The sequence below is a fragment of the Qipengyuania zhejiangensis genome, from assembly GCF_035607565.1.
In the GTDB taxonomy this organism is placed as follows: domain Bacteria; phylum Pseudomonadota; class Alphaproteobacteria; order Sphingomonadales; family Sphingomonadaceae; genus Qipengyuania; species Qipengyuania zhejiangensis.
In genome coordinates, this window is sequence record NZ_JAYKGO010000002.1 from 247,888 (window position 1) to 264,492 (window position 16,605).

At 61.4% G+C, this 16,605-nt stretch carries 18 protein-coding genes; 7 read left to right on the forward strand and 11 right to left on the reverse strand.

Annotated features, from left to right (window positions below; translation table 11 throughout):
• Positions 1 to 67 precede the first annotated feature (67 nt).
• The 9 genes from VR863_RS07185 to VR863_RS07225 form a co-directional block, all read right to left on the reverse strand.
• Positions 68 to 583: a hypothetical protein gene (locus tag VR863_RS07185; RefSeq protein ID WP_324827786.1), complete on the reverse strand. Its 516-nt coding sequence runs from the start codon at positions 581 to 583 to the stop codon at positions 68 to 70.
• On the reverse strand, positions 534 to 1,172 hold the full coding sequence (locus tag VR863_RS07190) for a cation diffusion facilitator family transporter (RefSeq protein WP_324827787.1): 639 nt from the start codon (positions 1,170 to 1,172) through the stop codon (positions 534 to 536). Before VR863_RS07190 ends, VR863_RS07185 begins: the two co-directional genes overlap by 50 nt.
• A complete protein-coding gene (locus VR863_RS07195; protein ID WP_324827788.1) occupies positions 1,169 to 3,661 on the reverse strand; it encodes a heavy metal translocating P-type ATPase in 2,493 nt (830 codons plus the stop codon). Before VR863_RS07195 ends, VR863_RS07190 begins: the two co-directional genes overlap by 4 nt.
• On the reverse strand, positions 3,661 to 6,882 hold the full coding sequence (locus VR863_RS07200) for an efflux RND transporter permease subunit (protein WP_324827868.1): 3,222 nt from the start codon (positions 6,880 to 6,882) through the stop codon (positions 3,661 to 3,663). The genes VR863_RS07195 and VR863_RS07200 overlap by 1 nt, the downstream gene beginning before the upstream one ends.
• Positions 6,883 to 6,928: 46 nt before the next feature.
• Entirely contained in the window at positions 6,929 to 8,026 is a 1,098-nt protein-coding gene (locus VR863_RS07205) for an efflux RND transporter periplasmic adaptor subunit (protein WP_324827789.1), read from the reverse strand.
• Positions 8,027 to 8,091: 65 nt separating this feature from the next.
• Entirely contained in the window at positions 8,092 to 9,330 is a 1,239-nt protein-coding gene (locus tag VR863_RS07210) for a TolC family protein (RefSeq protein ID WP_324827790.1), read from the reverse strand.
• 64 nt (positions 9,331 to 9,394) lie between these two features.
• Positions 9,395 to 9,808: a hypothetical protein gene (locus VR863_RS07215; RefSeq protein WP_173214090.1), complete on the reverse strand. Its 414-nt coding sequence runs from the start codon at positions 9,806 to 9,808 to the stop codon at positions 9,395 to 9,397.
• Positions 9,809 to 9,810: 2 nt separating this feature from the next.
• Complete coding sequence (locus VR863_RS07220; RefSeq protein WP_324827791.1) at positions 9,811 to 10,455, reverse strand: class I SAM-dependent methyltransferase; 645 nt, start codon at positions 10,453 to 10,455, stop codon at positions 9,811 to 9,813.
• A gap of 8 nt (positions 10,456 to 10,463) precedes the next feature.
• Positions 10,464 to 10,826, reverse strand: a complete 363-nt coding sequence (locus VR863_RS07225) for a DUF3703 domain-containing protein (RefSeq protein WP_324827792.1) — start codon at positions 10,824 to 10,826, stop codon at positions 10,464 to 10,466.
• A gap of 82 nt (positions 10,827 to 10,908) precedes the next feature.
• Between VR863_RS07225 and VR863_RS07230 the strand changes: the two genes are divergently transcribed.
• Positions 10,909 to 11,295, forward strand: a complete 387-nt coding sequence (locus VR863_RS07230; protein ID WP_010412642.1) for a MerR family transcriptional regulator — start codon at positions 10,909 to 10,911, stop codon at positions 11,293 to 11,295.
• Between the two features lie 47 nt (positions 11,296 to 11,342).
• Here VR863_RS07230 and VR863_RS07235 read toward each other — a convergent pair whose 3' ends face one another.
• Positions 11,343 to 11,609 carry an AlpA family transcriptional regulator gene (locus VR863_RS07235; RefSeq protein ID WP_324827793.1) on the reverse strand — a complete coding sequence of 89 codons (267 nt, stop codon included), beginning with the start codon at positions 11,607 to 11,609 and terminating at the stop codon, positions 11,343 to 11,345.
• 1 nt (position 11,610) lies between these two features.
• Positions 11,611 to 12,003 (reverse strand): hypothetical protein, encoded by a 393-nt coding sequence (locus VR863_RS07240; RefSeq protein ID WP_324827794.1) that lies wholly within the window; start codon positions 12,001 to 12,003, stop codon positions 11,611 to 11,613.
• 432 nt (positions 12,004 to 12,435) lie between these two features.
• On the opposite strand from VR863_RS07240, the gene VR863_RS07245 reads away from it, so the two are divergent.
• Genes VR863_RS07245 through VR863_RS07270 form a run of 6 tightly spaced genes read left to right on the forward strand, consistent with a single transcriptional unit; the run spans position 12,436 to position 16,568 of the window.
• On the forward strand, positions 12,436 to 12,762 hold the full coding sequence (locus VR863_RS07245) for a hypothetical protein (protein WP_173214078.1): 327 nt from the start codon (positions 12,436 to 12,438) through the stop codon (positions 12,760 to 12,762).
• A 26-nt stretch (positions 12,763 to 12,788) separates the two neighbouring features.
• Positions 12,789 to 13,076 (forward strand): type IV conjugative transfer system protein TraL, encoded by a 288-nt coding sequence (traL, locus tag VR863_RS07250; protein ID WP_324827795.1) that lies wholly within the window; start codon positions 12,789 to 12,791, stop codon positions 13,074 to 13,076.
• A 12-nt stretch (positions 13,077 to 13,088) separates the two neighbouring features.
• A complete protein-coding gene (locus VR863_RS07255) occupies positions 13,089 to 13,658 on the forward strand; it encodes a type IV conjugative transfer system protein TraE (protein ID WP_324827796.1) in 570 nt (189 codons plus the stop codon).
• Positions 13,655 to 14,410 carry a type-F conjugative transfer system secretin TraK gene (locus VR863_RS07260; RefSeq protein ID WP_324827797.1) on the forward strand — a complete coding sequence of 252 codons (756 nt, stop codon included), beginning with the start codon at positions 13,655 to 13,657 and terminating at the stop codon, positions 14,408 to 14,410. The genes VR863_RS07255 and VR863_RS07260 overlap by 4 nt, the downstream gene beginning before the upstream one ends.
• Positions 14,410 to 15,693 (forward strand): TraB/VirB10 family protein, encoded by a 1,284-nt coding sequence (locus VR863_RS07265; protein ID WP_324827798.1) that lies wholly within the window; start codon positions 14,410 to 14,412, stop codon positions 15,691 to 15,693. Before VR863_RS07260 ends, VR863_RS07265 begins: the two co-directional genes overlap by 1 nt.
• Positions 15,690 to 16,568: a DsbC family protein gene (locus VR863_RS07270; RefSeq protein ID WP_324827799.1), complete on the forward strand. Its 879-nt coding sequence runs from the start codon at positions 15,690 to 15,692 to the stop codon at positions 16,566 to 16,568. The genes VR863_RS07265 and VR863_RS07270 overlap by 4 nt, the downstream gene beginning before the upstream one ends.
• Positions 16,569 to 16,605: the final 37 nt, after the last annotated feature.

Consider the following 16,605-nt stretch of genomic DNA (forward strand, 5'->3'; position numbering starts at 1 on the left):
ATCGACACGGCGCAAGTCAAGTAATCCGTCAAGCTCGCAAACGGCGCAGAGCACCGCCCGGGAAATGCTAGATGGTGAGTTCGGTTTGTGGAGGCGGAGATTCCGGCGGTCGAGGCTGGCTGTCGAGCCTGTTGGCGCTAGCGGCCAGATACGTAGGCGCAACAGGAAACGGTCCTGCATGCGCCAGTCCCGGACCCGCAAGCGCCAGCGGCGGCAGGCAATTCATGGCTACGAGACAATCGAGGCTCATCTCGCAGCATGAGCCATGCTGTTCGGTCGGTTCCGTATCGGTCACCATCTGTTCGGGCATCGCGTGTTCAGACATGCCGTGCTCGGTCATGCTTTGCGCCATTTCAGCACAATCAGCCGACCCAGCCATTTCGCTCTGCGGAACGGCCGCTTGCGCAGCAACCTGCACAAACAGTCCAAAGCTGAAGCAAATCAGGGTCAAGGCGCGAACAAACTTCACGAAGCTGCGATAGTCTGAATACGGAGCCGAGGCAATCCAGCGACCAAAATGCGAAATTCGAGCATCATCTTCGGAATTCGTCGCCTTTGATATGTTCGGTGCCCGCTTCCTCATGCTTATCCCTGTGCGCATCGCGAAGGATATCGATCCCGCCATACAGGGCGATGCCAGCAACCGCGATCCCAACCACGAGGTCTGGCCAATTTGCCCCTGTAAGCATAACGATGATCCCGGAGACGATGATGCCGCCGTTCGATATGAAATCGTTGAAGCTAAAGGTGGTCGCTGCGCGCAGATTGACATCCTTTTGCTGAAGCTTCTGGAGCATGCGCAGGCATATGAGGTTCACCACCGCCGCGATGGCCGCCATGGCGATCATCATCAAGCCGCCCGGCTCGGAGCCTTCGATGAAACGCCTGACGGCATCGGCGATAACGCCTCCGGCGAAGACTAGGAGCATAATGCCTGAGAAACGCGCGGCCCCTCGTTTCCAGGATTGCGAACGGGTGAGAGCCAGAAGACTGAGCGCGTAGACAAATGCATCGGATGAATTGTCGAGCCCATTGGCCAAGAGCGCGTTCGAGTCCGCAAAATAGGCAACGACAAAGAAACCAACCGCGATTGCGACGTTGAGCCACAATACGATCCACAATGTGCGCCGTTTGTCCGCCGAATCCAGATCGAAGTCATCGGTGCAGCTCATACTGACTTCTCCGCTATGTCTTTTGTGCTGCCCTTCTCTTTATACGCCAGAAGGCGAAGCGCATTGGCGACCACGATTAGCGTTGATCCCTCGTGAACTGCGACAGCGGGGCCTATCCCGAGACCGAAAATTGTTGCCGGGATGAGCACGACAACAATTCCGAGACTGACGATCATGTTCTGCCGGATGATTGACCGGGTTTGTCGGCTCAGATCGACGGCGAAAGGCAGTCGGGCGAGATCATCGGCCATCAGCGCGACATCGGCTGTCTCCAATGCAACGTCCGAGCCGGCAGCCCCCATTGCTATTCCGACCGTTGCGTTCGCCATGGCCGGAGCGTCATTAACCCCGTCTCCGACCATCGCAACCTTGTCCTGGCCGGCAAGCTTGCGGATGGCCTTGACCTTGTCGTCGGGCATCAGATTGCCCCAGGCCTCGTCGAGGCCGACTTCCTTTCCAACCGCATCGGCCACTCTTTGGTCGTCGCCCGAGATCATGATCATTCGGGTGATCCCGAGGCCGCGCAACGCTTCGAGCGTCGCCTTTGCCGCCGCGCGCGGCGTGTCGAGCAAGCCGATCGCTCCGAGATCGCGCGTTTCCAAGCGAACGCCCATTGTCGTTCGCCCGCGCTCGCGCATGGACTCTATAGCATCCGACAGTTCGGCACTGAGCTGAGGGACCCCATCTTGCCCAAACATCTCGAGCTTGCCGATCCACACCCGCTCATCGCCAACAATTGCGGTGATGCCCTTGCCTGTGAAGCTTTCAAGATCGCGCGCTTGGGGCAGTGTCTCATCGCCGAGCTGCTCTCGGCCATCCTTGACGATCGCCTGTGCCAGAGGATGATCGCTCAGGCTTTCGGCGGCAGACGCAATCGCAAGCAGCTCTCGTTCCGCTACGCCGGGCGCTGCCACAACATCGGTAATGCGGGGTTCGCCTTCGGTAAGAGTACCGGTCTTGTCGAACGCGATGGCCTTGAGCGCACCGAGATCCTCGAGCGGCGCGCCGCCCTTTACCAGAATGCCGCTGCGTGCAGCTCTGGCCACTCCGGACAAGACCGCGCTCGGGGTCGCGATCGCCAAAGCGCAGGGGCTCGCAGCCACAAGCACCGCCATCGCCCGGTAGAAACTGTCGCGGAACGGCTCGTCGATGACAACCCATGCGAAAAGGAGCAGGCCGGCCAGAGCGAGCACGGCAGGCACGAAAATTCGCTCGAAGCGCTGCGTGAAGCGCTGAGTAGGAGATTGCTGAGCCTCGGCTTCGCTCACCATTTGGACGACCTTGGCTAGGGTCGTATCGCTCGATCGCCGGGTCACTTCCACTTCGAGCGCGCCCGATCCGTTGATCGTCCCCGCGAAGACGCGATTGTTGTCCGCAAGATTGTCAGGATTTGCGCGCGCAGAAGCGACATTCGAAACCGCGCTCTTGTCGACCGGCACGCTTTCGCCGGTCACCGGAGCCTGATTGATGGCACTGACGCCGTCCAGGATGAAGCCATCAGCCGGAAGGCGTTCGTTCGGACGCACGATTACCACGTCGCCTAGCGCAAGCTCCTCGACCGGGATCTCAACTACGTCAGTTCCGCGCTTTACCCGTGCGGTGTCCGGGGCAAGCTCGGCGAGCGCTTCGATAGCTTTCTTCGCGCGCCCCATCGCGTAGTGTTCAAGCGCGTGGCCGAAACTGAACAGGAACAGCAGTAGCGCGCCTTCGGCCCATTCCCCGAGAAAGGCGGCGCCCGCAGCGGCGACAAGCATGAGGCTGTCGATTTCGAACCGGCGGAGGCGCAAATTGTCCCACGCCTCTCGGAGAGTGAAGAAGCCTCCGAAGAAATATGCCGCTATATAACAAGCGAACGGCAGCCAGACCGGATGCCCGTCCCATAGCTTCTCGATCCCGAAGCCGATGGCGAGAAATGCGCCCGAAGCGAGCGAGAAAAAGAGTTCAGTATTAGCGCCGAAGATGCCGCCGTGACTGTGCCCGGAATGATCTTTATCGTCATGGCGGTGTTCTTCAGCATCTCTGGCATTTGCGGCGATTTTGTCGGCCTTGATTGAAACCCCCAGTTCTTGCAGCGCATTGGCAATCGCGGTCTCATCGGTACGCCGGCGGTCGAACTCGGCGACCAGCTTTCCGCTCGCATCGGCATTTGCTTCAAGTACGCCGGATTCGCGGGCTACCAGATCTGCGACTGTCTGCGCCCGGCGCACCGAATTAATGCCCTCGGTTTGCCACACAACATGCCCGTAGCGCCCGGAAATTTCCGCTCCTGCTACGTGCGCAAGTTCTCTGATCCGCGCGATCGTGAGACGATCGGGATCGTAAGATATTGCAAGCTGGGCAGGTGCACTGTTCGATCCTTCAACGACCTCAACCGCATGCACACCTGCCCGCGAACTGAGCAACGACTGCAGCCGAGCGATACATCTGTCGGTGTCGCTCGGAATGTCCGGGAGAAGCGACGATAGTTCGAGTTCGATATTCCGTGTCACTAGCTGTCGCTCCTCGCTGCTGCTGATGTCTCAACCTGGGTCGCGCGCGGTTTTCTCGCGAAGATCAGGCTTACAATGGCTGGCAATACGAACAGGGTGAGCGCCGTGGCGGTGATCAACCCACCAATGACAACCGTAGCCAATGGACGTTGCACTTCGGCCCCGGTTCCCGTCGCAAGCGCCATCGGAACAAAGCCGAGCGATGCAACTAGCGCTGTCATCAACACCGGCCGCAGCCGCGCGATCGCGCCCTCGATGATCGCGTCGCCCAGTTCCAAGCCTTGCTCGAGACGCTGCTTGATCGCTGTGATCATGACGAGGCCGTTCAGCGTCGCAACCCCGGAGAGAGCAATGAACCCCACCGCTGCCGAGATGGAAAAAGGCATGCCGCGCAGAGCCAGGAAAAAGACCCCGCCAGCCAGTGCCATGGGGATTGCGCTGAACACCGCCAGCGCAGGGACCCAACCGCCGACCGCCATATAAAGCAACAGTAGGATAACCGCGAAGGCAAGCGGGACCACGATGAGCAGACGCTGCTGAGCTTGTTGCAGGTTCTGATACTGGCCACCCCATTCGATGAATGATGCGGACGGCAAATCAACATTCGCGGCAACCTCGGACTGTGCCTGCTCGACGAATGACCCAAGATCACGTTCACGGACGTTGGCGGACACAATCACCAGTCGGCGCCCTTGCTCGCGCCGGACTTCGGCCAACCCATCTATCACCTGAAATTCTGCCACAGCACGAAGCGGGACGCTTCCGCCATTGGGCAGGACAATGGGTAATGTTCCAAGCTGGTCAAAGTCGTTGCGGTTCGCATCGGACAGCCTGACCACGACATCGAACCGCCGGTCACCTTCGAACACGAGACCCGCTTTGCGACCGCCAAGGGCAATGGCAACCGACTGTGTCACGTCTTCGACCGTCAGGCCGTAACGCGCGATTGTGGGTCTATCGAAGGCAATATCGAGCGTTGGAAAGCCCGACACTTGCTGAACTTTCACGTCGGCCGCACCATCAACGCCGCGGAGAACTGTGGCAACTTCATTGGCTGCTGCCGTCATGGCCGTGAGATCATCGCCGTAGAGTTTGACCGCGACATCGCCGCGAACGCCTGCGATGAGCTCGTTGAAGCGCAGCTCGATGGGCTGGCTGAATTCATAGAGATTGCCAACGAGATTGCCGAGCGCCTCTTCCATCTCGCTTACAAGTTGATCCTTAGACAGCGAGGGGTCAGGCCATTCTTCGCGCGGTTTGAGGATAACATAGGCATCCGAGATGTTCGGCGGCATAGGGTCGGTCGCGACCTCTGCCGTGCCGGTGCGCGAAAATACCAGCTCAACCTGCGGGAATTGCTTCAATCGCGCTTCAACCTGGCGCTGCATTGTAAGCGACTGCTCCAGTGGGGTGGAAGGAATACGCAATGACTGGACAGCCAGATCACGCTCGTCGAGCTGCGGTGTAAATTCGCTGCCGATGAAGCTGAAGACAAGCGCCGCGAGCGCGAACACGCCGACTCCGGTACCGATGACAGGCCATGGACGGGCAAGCGCTCTGCGCAGCAGCGGACCATAGCGCTCCTTTGTCATTCGGATGGGCTTTGCTTCCTGCTCGTTGATTTTCTTGTTCAGCAAGAGAGCGATCATCGCGGGGACGAACGTGAGCGAGAGGATGAATGCCGAGGCAAGTGCCAGCATCACCGTGATGGCCATGGGCGAAAATGTCTTGCCCTCAACCCCGGTGAAGGTGAGGAGTGGCGCAAAAACCAGAAAGATGATCGCCTGGCCATACACCGTTGGCTTGATCATCTCATGCGCCGCTGCCCGCGTCTCGGCAAGGCGTTCGCGCAGTGTGAGCAAACGTCCCTTGTGCTCCTGCCTTGCGGCGAGGCGCGCGATGCTGTTTTCGACGATGATGACAGCGCCATCGACGATCAGGCCGAAATCAAGCGCTCCAAGACTCATCAGATTGCCCGATACGCCAAGCCGGTTCATGCCAATAGCTGCCATCAGCATCGACAATGGGATGACCAGAGCTGCAATGATCGCGGCGCGGATGTTTCCAAGCAGCAGGAACAAAATGACGATGACGAGCAGCGCGCCCTCGACCAGGTTGTTGCGTACCGTCACGATGGTCGCATCTACGAGTGTCGAACGGTTGTAGACGATCTCCGCTTCAACTCCTGCCGGAAGCGACGATCGTATCTCGTCGAGCCTGTCGGCAGCACCCGCAGCTACGGTGCGGCTGTTTTCGCCTGCGCGCATCAGCACAGTACCGACGACGGCTTCCTCGCCATTCAGCGAGGCTGCACCAGTGCGGAGATCGCCGCCAATTTCGACCGTTGCCACGTCGCCGACGCGGATCGGCACACCTTCGCGCGTTGCCACCACTGCCTGCGCAATGTCTTCTACGGAATTCAGCCGGGAATCGACACGTGCAAGAAGAGCTTCGCCAGCCCGTTCGACAAAGTTGGCGCCTTCGGCCTGGTTCGCCGCTTCGAGCGCGGTAATCAGCTGGTCGAGCGAAACGCCGTAGCCGTTGAGGCGGTCGGGGTCTGGCTGCACCAGGTACTGCTTCTCAAAGCCACCGATCGAGTCCACGCCCGCCACGCCGTTGGCCGTACGCATCAGCGGCGCGACAACCCAATCCTGTACCGTGCGCAGATAGGCGGCTCTTGCCACCGCCGTGTCCAATCGCTCGCCCCGGTCCGTGAGAAAGCTGCCGTCCTTCTGCCAGCCAACAGCACCACCCTTGGGCGCATCGGTTCCACCCGGATGCTCGAATTCGATGGTATACATCAACACCTCGCCGAGACCGGTTGCAATCGGACCCATTGACGGCTCCGCACCTGCAGGAAGCGAAGAGGCCAGGTTGGCGATCCTCTCTTCGACCTGCGACCGGGCAAAGTAGATGTCGGTGCCTTCTTCGAAGATCGCGGTGACCTGGCTGAAGCCGTTACGCGAGATCGAGCGGGTCATCTCAAGTCCCTCGATACCGGCTAGTCCGGTTTCGACAGGGAAGGTTACCTGCGTTTCGATCTGCGAGGGCGAGAGGGCCGGTGCCTCGGTGTTTATCTGCACCTGAACATTGGTGATGTCCGGCACCGCATCAATCGGCAGTTTTGCAAGATTGAACGCGCCCCAAATGGCAACACCTAGGGCAAAGGCTACGACCGCCCAGCGATTGCGCACCGACCAGTCAAGGACGCCGCCAATCAGGCCATCATGGCTGCTGCGCTCCTCCTCGAAACCGCTTTCAGACCGATCAATGTCCATGTTCGGCCTCCTCTTTTCCGAGTTCGGCTTTGAGCAGGAAGGCGTTTTCGGTCGCGATCCGCTGGCCATTCTGCAATCCGGACTCAATCACGATGCGCCCTCCCGAGCGCGATCCCGTCACGACAGGCATCGCCCGAAACCCGGTACGCGTGCGAACGAACACGACTTCACGGCCTTCGACCATCTGAACTGCGGATTCAGGCACCGAGATCGAGGTCGCATCGGTTTCACCTGAGGGTCGGATGCGCGCCTGCAAGAATGCGCCTGGCTGCAATCCGGGGACCGCTCCGGCGAGTGAGATTATCGCTGTCGCGCTACGGCTTTCCGGATCGAGTGCCGGGGTCACCGAGCGCACACGTCCGCCGATCTCCCGGTCCTGCCCGAGCTCCAACGTAGCTTCATCGCCCGGCCGAATTCTCGCAGCATCGCTGGCAGGCAAGGCGACCTGCACCTGCAAGCCGCTCGCGTTCACGATCTGGAACATCTCTTCACCGGCGGAGACGTAGGAGCCAAGCACGATCGGCGCGCTGGTGATCTGCCCTGAAATCGGACTCGTCACGGCCAGCGAACGCCCATCCCCGCTGACACCAGCAGCTGCGGATGCGGCTTGTGCGCGTGACAGCTCCGATCTTGCCACTTGCAGATTGGCCTGCGCCGCTTCGAGATCCTGCCGGGCCGTCACATTGGCCTCGAACAGCCGCTTTTCGCGGTCGTAGAGCGCAGACAGTTCATTGACCCGCGCACGCGCGGCAGCGACCTGCGCAGCCAGTCCGGCAGCATCAGCGCTCTCGATCCGCGCGATCACCTCCCCCTGCCTGACATAATCGCCAAGCATCTTGTTCACGCTCTTCACCACACCGGATGCACGCGCATCGATCCGTGCGCTGGCATTCGGCGCCGCGGCGACGGTCGCTGGGAATACAAGCTCCGTTGCTGCGCCGAATTGGACAGCTTCGATTTCTATCGACGAAGCTGCGATCTGCTTCTTGTCGATCAGCAGAACGCCTTCGGAGACTTCGCTCTTTTTACCTTGTTCCGCTTGCTGGTCGGGTCCGTTTGAGTCAGCGGGCCAGAAGACCCAGGCCAAAGCGGCCAGCAAGATCAGGACGCCGCTTACGGCGATCAAATGGCTACGTTCCATGGAAATGGGCCTCACTGTGTGTTGAGCCAGATGAGCCGCGCCGCGAGCAGGCCGCGGGTCTCTTCTACCTGAATCAGATTTTCACGAATGGCGTCGCGCGCTTCGGCAGCCGCCAGAACTTCGATCAGCGGAAATCTGCCATTGCGGTAGCCGATTTCGACGAGCCTGAGCGCTTCCTCAGCCTGCGGCAGGGATGCGCTGGAGAGGGTCTCCACACGCGTTTCGGCGGCCAGATAAAGCGTTCGCGTCCGCTCGAACTCCACGCGGTAGTCCGCCTCGGCTATCGCCTCGCTCGCGCTTGCCGCGCGGTATTGCGCCTCGGCGGCTGCGATGTTGCCCTGGTTGCGGTTGCGAAAGGGAAGCGGAATGGAAATCCCGACGATGAACGCTTGATCGTTGCTTTCCTCAAAACGGCGCACGCCTGCCGACAGCGTTGGGTCGGGAACGCCAAGCGAGCGCTCACGCGCAATTTCGGCTTCAGCAAAGCTGGTTCGAGCGCCCGCAATGCGCAGTTGCAACGGATCTTCGGAAACCGGCGGCGCAAGGGGCGGCGATAAGTCAGGAAAGACGTTCGATACTGCGGGATTGGGATGTCCGGATACCCAGAGAGCCGCGAGCGCCTGACGTGCTGCTAAATCGTCTGCTTGTGCAGCCTGCAATTCGGCCTCCGCCTCGGCAAGCGTAGCTTGTGCACGCATAGCTCGAAGAGGCGGCTCCCGCCCGACCTCTACAAGCACGTTGGCGATCCGCGTCAGTTCACGGTTTCGCTCGACGATTTCCCGCGCGAGAACGAGGCGTTGGCCTGCGGCGACAGCCTGCACATAACGCTCGCGCACCCCCAAAGCGAGTTGCGACAAGGCAAATTCGCTCTGCAAGCCGGCGAAATCGGACGATGCGCGTGCGCTCGCGATGCGTGCGCTTCGCTTGCCGCCGAGTTCGAGCGGCTGACCGATCGCTAGGGTATACTCGGTCGATCGCAGCCCGGAGAAAGCGCCGGAGCCCGCGATGTTTTCGGCCTCGAGCGATAGCTCGGGATTGGGTCGGAGGCGTGCTTGGTCGATAGCCGCACGCGCGGCTTCGGCCTCCGCCTGAGGGCCGTAAACCCGTGGATTGCTGGAAGGGTCATCTTCCCCTTCAATGCCGACGCCCGCTCGAGCGAGCGCTTCCTCGAGTGTAACTGTTTCCTGTGCCAATACTGGCGAACCCGTGGACACGGCAATCAAGGCCGCGGCCAGTGCAAAGCACCGCATTATTGTATCTCCTGACTGAAACCAATCGAGCGCACGCGCAGGCGCACTCGCACATGATTTGCTGTCAGGCTTTGGGAGGTTGGATCAGAACCGGCGGCGCGCGCGAGGTGAGCATCGAAGTCGCAAGCGGACCCTTCAGGCTATTCGTGCGCGCAAAGGGCGACCCCAGGAACACTCCACTATCGGCGAGGCTGAAGCTGCAATTGTGATGATGCGTTGCCGAATGGTCCTGACCATCATGGTCCGGCTCGGGATCATTGCTATCGAAGTGGTCCGCCCCATGCGCATAAACGTGATCGGCCGCATGAACGAAGCTTTCGCCTTCTGAAGCATGCGCGTCAGGTAACGATAGGACACTACCGAAAAGAATGGCGATGATCGCAAGGAAGGGGAACACAAGCCGCGGCATGTTACTCAACCCTTTAGGAGCCTTGCAAAGCTTGCGCAACCACGGCTGTCTGAGCGCTTGTCTTTTCATGATCACGATTTGGCACCGACGAATTCATACGCACAACCGGCCAGAAACTCGCGGAAATGAACTTCGCGCAAAACTTTGCGTGCTGGAAGCCAAGGGCGAAACTCTTCATATTCCCGCGCCACACCAAATGGTTTGGTCAGCACTATGCCGATTTCAATCAGCCATCGCGGCCAGCGCTCGGGGTGCTTCAGGCCAAGCAGGGCCATCCGGCCACCCGTCGGGAGAGCAGCTGAGGCGCGCTCGATGATCGCGGCGTAGTCAGGTGGCATTTCCAGTCCAAAGGTGCTGATGACTGCGCTGGTCTCGCTCGGAAAGCGGAAGGCGGCTACGTCTGACTTCACAAATTCGACATTGCTAGCTCGCAGGCGCTTCGCTCGTCGACGGGCTTGGTCGAGCATGCCTTGCGAAAGGTCGACCAGCGTCACCTTGCCGCTTGGTCCTACTCTTTCAAGCAGAAACGCGAGGTTTGCGCCGGTGCCAGCACATAGATCGATCACATGGTCACCGGCGTTGAGTTCAAGCCGGTTAACCAGATCGCGTCGCCAGCGACCAAGACCGGCCCACCGAAACCCCGACACCAATCGGTCATAGATTCCCGCGTTCTTGTCGTAGAGACGTTCAACCTGTTCGTTGGATAGAATTGCCATGGCGCGTGCTAGCGAACCTCGTCCGAAGAGATGGTGAAAACCTCCGCGAGGTCGTCCGGGTATGGCATTGGCGCGAATGCGCTCACGTTTGCGCGTCCGGTATTGCCCCAGGGGAGCCGTCCGGTGAGATTGCCAAGGGGAGCGAGCGCAAGACGTATGACCTGCCCCAGAACTTCGCGGCCATCGCGGGTTTCAACTGCATAGCTCAGCATCGTCATATGTGAACGAAGGTGCGGCCCGAAGAAGCCCTGGCCCAGAATATGTTCCCGCTCGAGCGCGGTCCAAGCCAAAGCCCGGTCACCAGACTGCCTGGCGGCACGGAAAACGCACCGCTCAGCTTCGATAAGTTCAATAATGTCCTTCTTTGCCACAGGATTTTACCGTTCTGCTTGCATCTTCGAATCGTCTTATGCACCTTGTAGTGGCTACAAGGTCAAGCATTGCGAGAAACCCATGAAGATTGGTGCCCTGGCGCGGAAGACCGGCACGACCGCCGAAACGATCCGCTACTACGAACGGACCGGATTGCTGGAGGAACCACCACGCACCGCCGGAAACTACCGGGACTATGGCCCGACCGAATTGGCCAGATTGCGGTTTATCCGCCGCGCACGCGACCTTGGCTTCACCATGGCGGAGGTGCGCCAACTGCTTTCTTTGTCGGATGATCCATCGCAATCGTGCGAAGCCGTGGACTCTATTGCCAGCCTCCACCTACGCGAAGTGGATCGGAAGCTTGGTGACTTGCGAAAACTGCGAACCGAACTGCGCCATATGGTCGACGACTGCCAGCACGGAGCGGTTGGCGAATGCCGGATAATCGAAGTGCTTTCCGGCTAGCGGGACAGCGCGCGTTTATTCGAGCGGTGACGGGACGCAAACCATGATCATCTCGAAATTCGGGGCGTGTTCTGACATATCTCGTCGGTGCGTTCGACAATAGAACCGATCCAGTCATCGATCTCGGCTTCGACCCAAACCGTGCAACGGGGACCGAGCGAACGCGACTTTGGAAAACGGCCTTCGCGCATCCGCTGATAGATTGCCGTTCGGCGCAGGCCCACGCGCGCCATGACCTCGGGAAGACGAATGAGCCGGTCTGGCGTTGGCTCGACAGGAACGGCTTCCGCGTCCGTTTCGAGACCAGTCGTCATTTCAGAGAGCGAAGCTTTGTTCATCCTGCCGCTCCAGTTGCGCGAGGTGATCCGACAGGAGACCGGCGGTGCGGTGCGCGGTCCCCTTTGCCCAGCGCGGTCTCACATCGAGCAGCCTCTGGCCCAGCGCTTGATCCAAAGCAGACGGCAACTCGCTTATGAAGGTTTCAAGAAATTCCAGCACGCCGCTATTCTGCCAATCCTTGCTACGCTGCGAGTACCCCGCGAGTGCCAGCATCAGGGAGGTGCGCGGCGCGTGTCCGCTCGCGTCAAGGATGGCCAGCGCCTCTGGCAGTGTGGCTGACCTTGTCCCGGCGAGGATGCGTCGGAGCGCGTCCTTGTTGATATTCGTCTGTGCGGCAATCGTCCGCCGGGACTTGCCACTTTCGTCCACGGCATGGTCGAGGAAAGCGGCGACTCCTCGCGATAGTTCTTCCCATTTGTCGTTTGTGTTTCGCGCCATTGTTCCTGCTTCCGGTGATCTTCAGCGAATCACCAACAGGCTAGGCGACGCGTCAAACTGTAGGAAAGGAAAAAGAACAAATAAGCAACACGTAGGAAACTGGCTCATCGTCACACGATTTGATTCGCGCAGTTTCCGGTCCCTCGATCTCAGACTTCGGTATGGGTGGCGCAATGATCGGTATTCTTGGCCGCAATGTCTGCACCGGTCGCGCAAAGCCTGGTCAGATTGCCCAGAATCGACGATTTCTCTTGGTCGGAATGCCGCGTGCGGCAGTTTCCGTTTTCCTACACCCTGCCTTCCAATCGAGGAAAGAACATACAGCGAACGCATCGCTGCCAATGTTCGAAACGGAGTTCCTCGATGAACAATGCAATCACCCTTCCCCGCCCATCCGTTAAAGGCATTCGTGCCCGCGACTATATTCTTCCGGCCGCGATTGCGCTCGCCTGCGCCGGTGCCGCCTATGCCGGTGCCGACACGACCTTTGATCCGGCGCTGCAGAAGTTCACTGACTTCCTCGAAGGTTCGGGCGGCAAGATCATCACCGTCCTCAGCCTTGCCGGCGGTTTGATCGCGCTCGCCTCGGGCCGCTTCGCCCTTGGGCAGGTCGCGGTCCCGGTCGGTGTCGGAATTGGCGTCGGCACAGGCGTGCCGATCGTCACGTCGGTCGTGACCGCAACCATTTGATCGCGGTCTAACGACGGGAGGGCGGCATGGCCGACAGATACCTCGTTCCACGGCGGCTCGACGACCCGGAGCTCATCGGCTTCTGGACCATCGACGAGTTTGCGGGACTGCTCGTCCCCTTCGCGTGGGGCATCCTTTCGCAGCACATCATCATCGGCACCGGCCTATCGGTCATGACCTGGTTCGCCCTTCGAAAGGCGAAGGCATCAGGCGCAGGGTCGAAACTGGTCCATGCTGCCTACTGGTATCTGCCGAGGAGCTTCCTCGGGCTGAAAGCCACGCCGCCCTCCCACTGCCGCCTGCTCGCAGGCTGAGGGAGGACCCAAGTGAAATACGAATTCGCCTATGAGGAAGCGCAGCGTCACCTCAAACAGCGCAACCGCTTCGCCGCGCTGTCAGCCGTGCTGGGCCTTACCAGCCTGCTGGCGGTCGGCGCGGCGGCGACGCGCGAGGAAAGCGTCATTTTGGTGCCTGTCACGACCGAGCGCCTGACGCTCGGGAGCGGCGGTACCGATGCGCACTACCTCGAACTCGTAACCCGCGACACCGCGCTCATGCTGCTCAATCGCGCACCCGAGAGCCTCGACTACTGGATGGAACAGGTCCTCAAGGTGGCAGATCCGTCAGCGCACGGGAGCCTCAAGGCCGAGCTCGTCAAGATCGTCGACGAGCAGCGCGGTTCGGACATCAGCCAGGCCTTCGTCATCTCGCGGATGGTGGTCGACGCGCAGGCGCTCACCGCTGTCGTCACCGGCACGCTCAAGACCTTCGTCGGTGCGCAGGTGATCGCAAGCCAAGAGCGCAGCTTCGAATTCAGCTGGAACCGCCGCGGCCTCAGTCTCGGCCTCACCGGCTTCCGCCAGCTCCCAACCGAAAACGAGGAGGAGAACCCATGACACTCCTATCCCGCCCCTTCCCCGCCGCGCTGACCAGCGTTGCGCTGGCAATCGCCACGGCCGCCTACGCTTCACCGGCACATGCCGACCAGTTCGTCGAGGCCGCTGATGGCGCCGCGATCGACTGCGTGCTCGCACGCGGCGCGCTGACCCGTATCGCCCTCATCGAGGACGGTTTCGCCAATGTCTCGAAGATGGCGAGCGGTTTTCCCTACAACGATTTCGAGGTGACCCACGAGCCGGTGCGCGGCGACATCTATGTCTCGGTGCCGCTGCAATATGCGAGCGCAAGGGTCAGCTTCTTCGCGACGAGCAGCGCAGGCTATGTCTACAAGTTCACCTGCCGCGTCGAAGGCGAGGAAGCGAGCCAGCTCTTCGTCACCAATCCCGCGCTCGCCAAATCCCAGGCGAGCGAATGGGAAGGCACAGCAGCGACCCGCGACGAGGCCGCGATCCGCCTTATCGGGGCGATGGCGAGCGACGGGGTTCTGCCAGGCTTCCGGGCCCGCGCCGAACTCTCTCGACCACGCCGAACCGACAGTCTCGAAGTGCAGCAGGTCGCCGAATACGAAGGTGCCGAGCTGATCGGACAGGCCTTCACCCTGCGCAATCTTGGCCCGGCGCCCGTCGACCTTGCCGGTGAGCGCGAGGCGCCCGCCGGGGCGCTGGCCTTTGCCTATGGCCGCAACTCCCTCCAGCCCGGCGAGAGCACTCAGGCCTTCCTTGTCTTTACCAAGGGAGGGCTCGAATAATGGCCGATACCGACACAAGCTATACGCCCGCGGCAGCGCCAAAGGACGAGACGCGCGGCGAAGCCCGGCGCGATCTCAACCGCACGGTCGCGCAGCGCCAGAAGCTGCTGCTTGCCGGGATCGGCGGCGTGGCGCTCATCGCCGGTTCGATGTTCATCTTCGGCGGCGAGGATGAAGCGAGCGCCGACGGCGCGGGCGCAACCACGATCGAGACCGGCGCGCTGGTCAATCGCAATCTCTCGCAGCGCGAATTCGTCGCCACTTACGGCAACCGCCTCGATGCGCAGGGCAAGGCGATCAAGGACCTGCAGGAGACCCAGCTTCCCAGGGCTTCGATCGAGCAGGAGCTCGAAAAGCTGCGGGGCGAGAACGCGCGGATGCTGAGCGACGGGCAAGCTGCGATCGATGCGATCTCGGCGGAGAACGCTGCCTTGCGCTCGGAACTCGAAACCGTCCGCACCAATCCCCCAGTTGCGCCGGTGGCCGCAGTCGATCCGCGGGCTCCGGGCTTCGCTCCTGGACCGCTCGAGCCACCCAGCGAACCCAAGGCAAGCCTGCTGAGCTTCTCAAACGACAAGCCGGGCACCGCCAAGGCCAAGGCAACCGAAAGCGCGCCGGCGCTGCTGCTCGAGGCAAGCCGCGATTACCTGCCGCCCAACAGCTATGCACCTGCCACCGTAATCGTCGGGGTCGACGCCTCGACCGGGGTCACCAGCCAGAGCGATCCGCTGCCCGTGGTGCTGCGGATCACCGGTCCGGCGCGCTCGGTGCTGCAGGGCAACAAGCTCCTCACCACCGATCTCACCGGCTGCCTCGTCAACGGCGCGGCGCGAGGCGATCTCTCGGCCGAGAAGGTTTACGTCAAGCTCGTGCGCATGACCTGTGCGCAGCCCGGCGGACGCTTCGCGGTGAGCGAAGTGAAGGGATTCATCGCCTTCGCCGGCAAGTCGGGCGTGCGCGGCAATGTCGTCAGCCGCGAAGGCAGCCTCGTCAGCCAGGCGCTGCTCGCCGGAATCGTCGGCGGCTTCGGCCGCGGCTTCTCGGCCAATGCCAACGGCATCTTTGCGCAGCCTGTCGGCAGCGACGGCAAGCGCGACGCGCTCTCGCCGACCGACATCCTCGCAGGCGGCCTGGGCCAGGGCGCGGGCGAAGCCGCCGACACCGTCAGCAAATACCTCATCGAACGCGCAGAACAGTACCAACCCGTCGTCGAGATGCCGACCGGCATCGCAGTCGAGATCGTCTTTCTCGACGGCGTCCATGTCAGGAGCACACCCCAATGAACTACTCGAACCAGCGGCCCGGCCTCAAGGCGCGCGCCGCGCACATATCGCTCGCCGCCGCCAGCGCAGCAGCCCTCCTTACAAGCGGCGTCGCGATCGTAACCGCCATGCCCGCGCAGGCCGCGATCACGCGAGATGTGGTTGAAGCGCTCAAGCTTCGTCTGCCCAGAACGCCGATCGACTCGCTCGATTGCACGACATTCGCGCCATGGTGCGAGGTCGTCTCGGGAGAGACGCTGTTCTACATCGACGAAGCGGCACGCTACCTCTTCGTCGGGCGGCTCTACGACATGGAGGAGCGGCGCGACGTGACTGCCGCGCGCCTGCTCGAACTCAACCCCGACCTGCTCGCCGCCGGCGCAGCCCGCCACGCCGGCGAGGACACTGGAGGGCGCCATGACGTTGCCGAAACCCGCGACAGGCAGGTCGCGACGCATGTCGATCTCAAAGCCCTTCCCAAGGAAGGCGCGATCCTGTGGGGCAATCCCAAGGGGCCGAAGCTGGTTGTCTTCTCGGATTTCCAGTGCGGCTACTGTAAGCGGCTCACCGGCGAACTCGAGAAGGCAGGCGTTCTTGTCGAGGAACGGCCGATCTCGATCTTCGGCGCATCGAGCCGGCGCAGGTCCGAGGCGGTGCTCTGCGCCGCCGATCCGGTCGGGGCGCTCCATGCCGCCTATACCGGCAAGCACCTCGAACCGCGCGCCGCCTGCAAGAAAGCAGCTGCGCTCGATGCCAACGAAGCCTTTGCACAGGCCAACGGCTTTGCCGGAACCCCGGTAATCGTCCGGGCGCGCGACGGTGCGGTGCTGCACGGCTACCGTGATGCAAAGACACTGCGCGCTTTTGCCAATGCCAAGACCGGATCGAAGCAATGAGCGGCGGTGCGACCCGTGTCGGAGCGACGGCAATTCT

Excerpts from the sequence above, each read along its gene's own strand:
- VR863_RS07185 (WP_324827786.1), bottom strand. The coding sequence starts at position 583 with ATGAGGAAGCGGGCACCGAACATATCAAAGGCGACGAATTCCGAAGAT.
- VR863_RS07190 (WP_324827787.1), bottom strand. The coding sequence starts at position 1,172 with ATGAGCTGCACCGATGACTTCGATCTGGATTCGGCGGACAAACGGCGC.
- VR863_RS07210 (WP_324827790.1), bottom strand. The coding sequence starts at position 9,330 with ATGCGGTGCTTTGCACTGGCCGCGGCCTTGATTGCCGTGTCCACGGGT.
- VR863_RS07215 (WP_173214090.1), bottom strand. The coding sequence starts at position 9,808 with ATGAAAAGACAAGCGCTCAGACAGCCGTGGTTGCGCAAGCTTTGCAAG.
- VR863_RS07220 (WP_324827791.1), bottom strand. The coding sequence starts at position 10,455 with ATGGCAATTCTATCCAACGAACAGGTTGAACGTCTCTACGACAAGAAC.
- VR863_RS07230 (WP_010412642.1), top strand. The coding sequence starts at position 10,909 with ATGAAGATTGGTGCCCTGGCGCGGAAGACCGGCACGACCGCCGAAACG.
- VR863_RS07235 (WP_324827793.1), bottom strand. The coding sequence starts at position 11,609 with ATGACGACTGGTCTCGAAACGGACGCGGAAGCCGTTCCTGTCGAGCCA.
- VR863_RS07245 (WP_173214078.1), top strand. The coding sequence starts at position 12,436 with ATGAACAATGCAATCACCCTTCCCCGCCCATCCGTTAAAGGCATTCGT.
- traL (WP_324827795.1), top strand. The coding sequence starts at position 12,789 with ATGGCCGACAGATACCTCGTTCCACGGCGGCTCGACGACCCGGAGCTC.
- VR863_RS07260 (WP_324827797.1), top strand. The coding sequence starts at position 13,655 with ATGACACTCCTATCCCGCCCCTTCCCCGCCGCGCTGACCAGCGTTGCG.
- VR863_RS07265 (WP_324827798.1), top strand. The coding sequence starts at position 14,410 with ATGGCCGATACCGACACAAGCTATACGCCCGCGGCAGCGCCAAAGGAC.
- VR863_RS07270 (WP_324827799.1), top strand. The coding sequence starts at position 15,690 with ATGAACTACTCGAACCAGCGGCCCGGCCTCAAGGCGCGCGCCGCGCAC.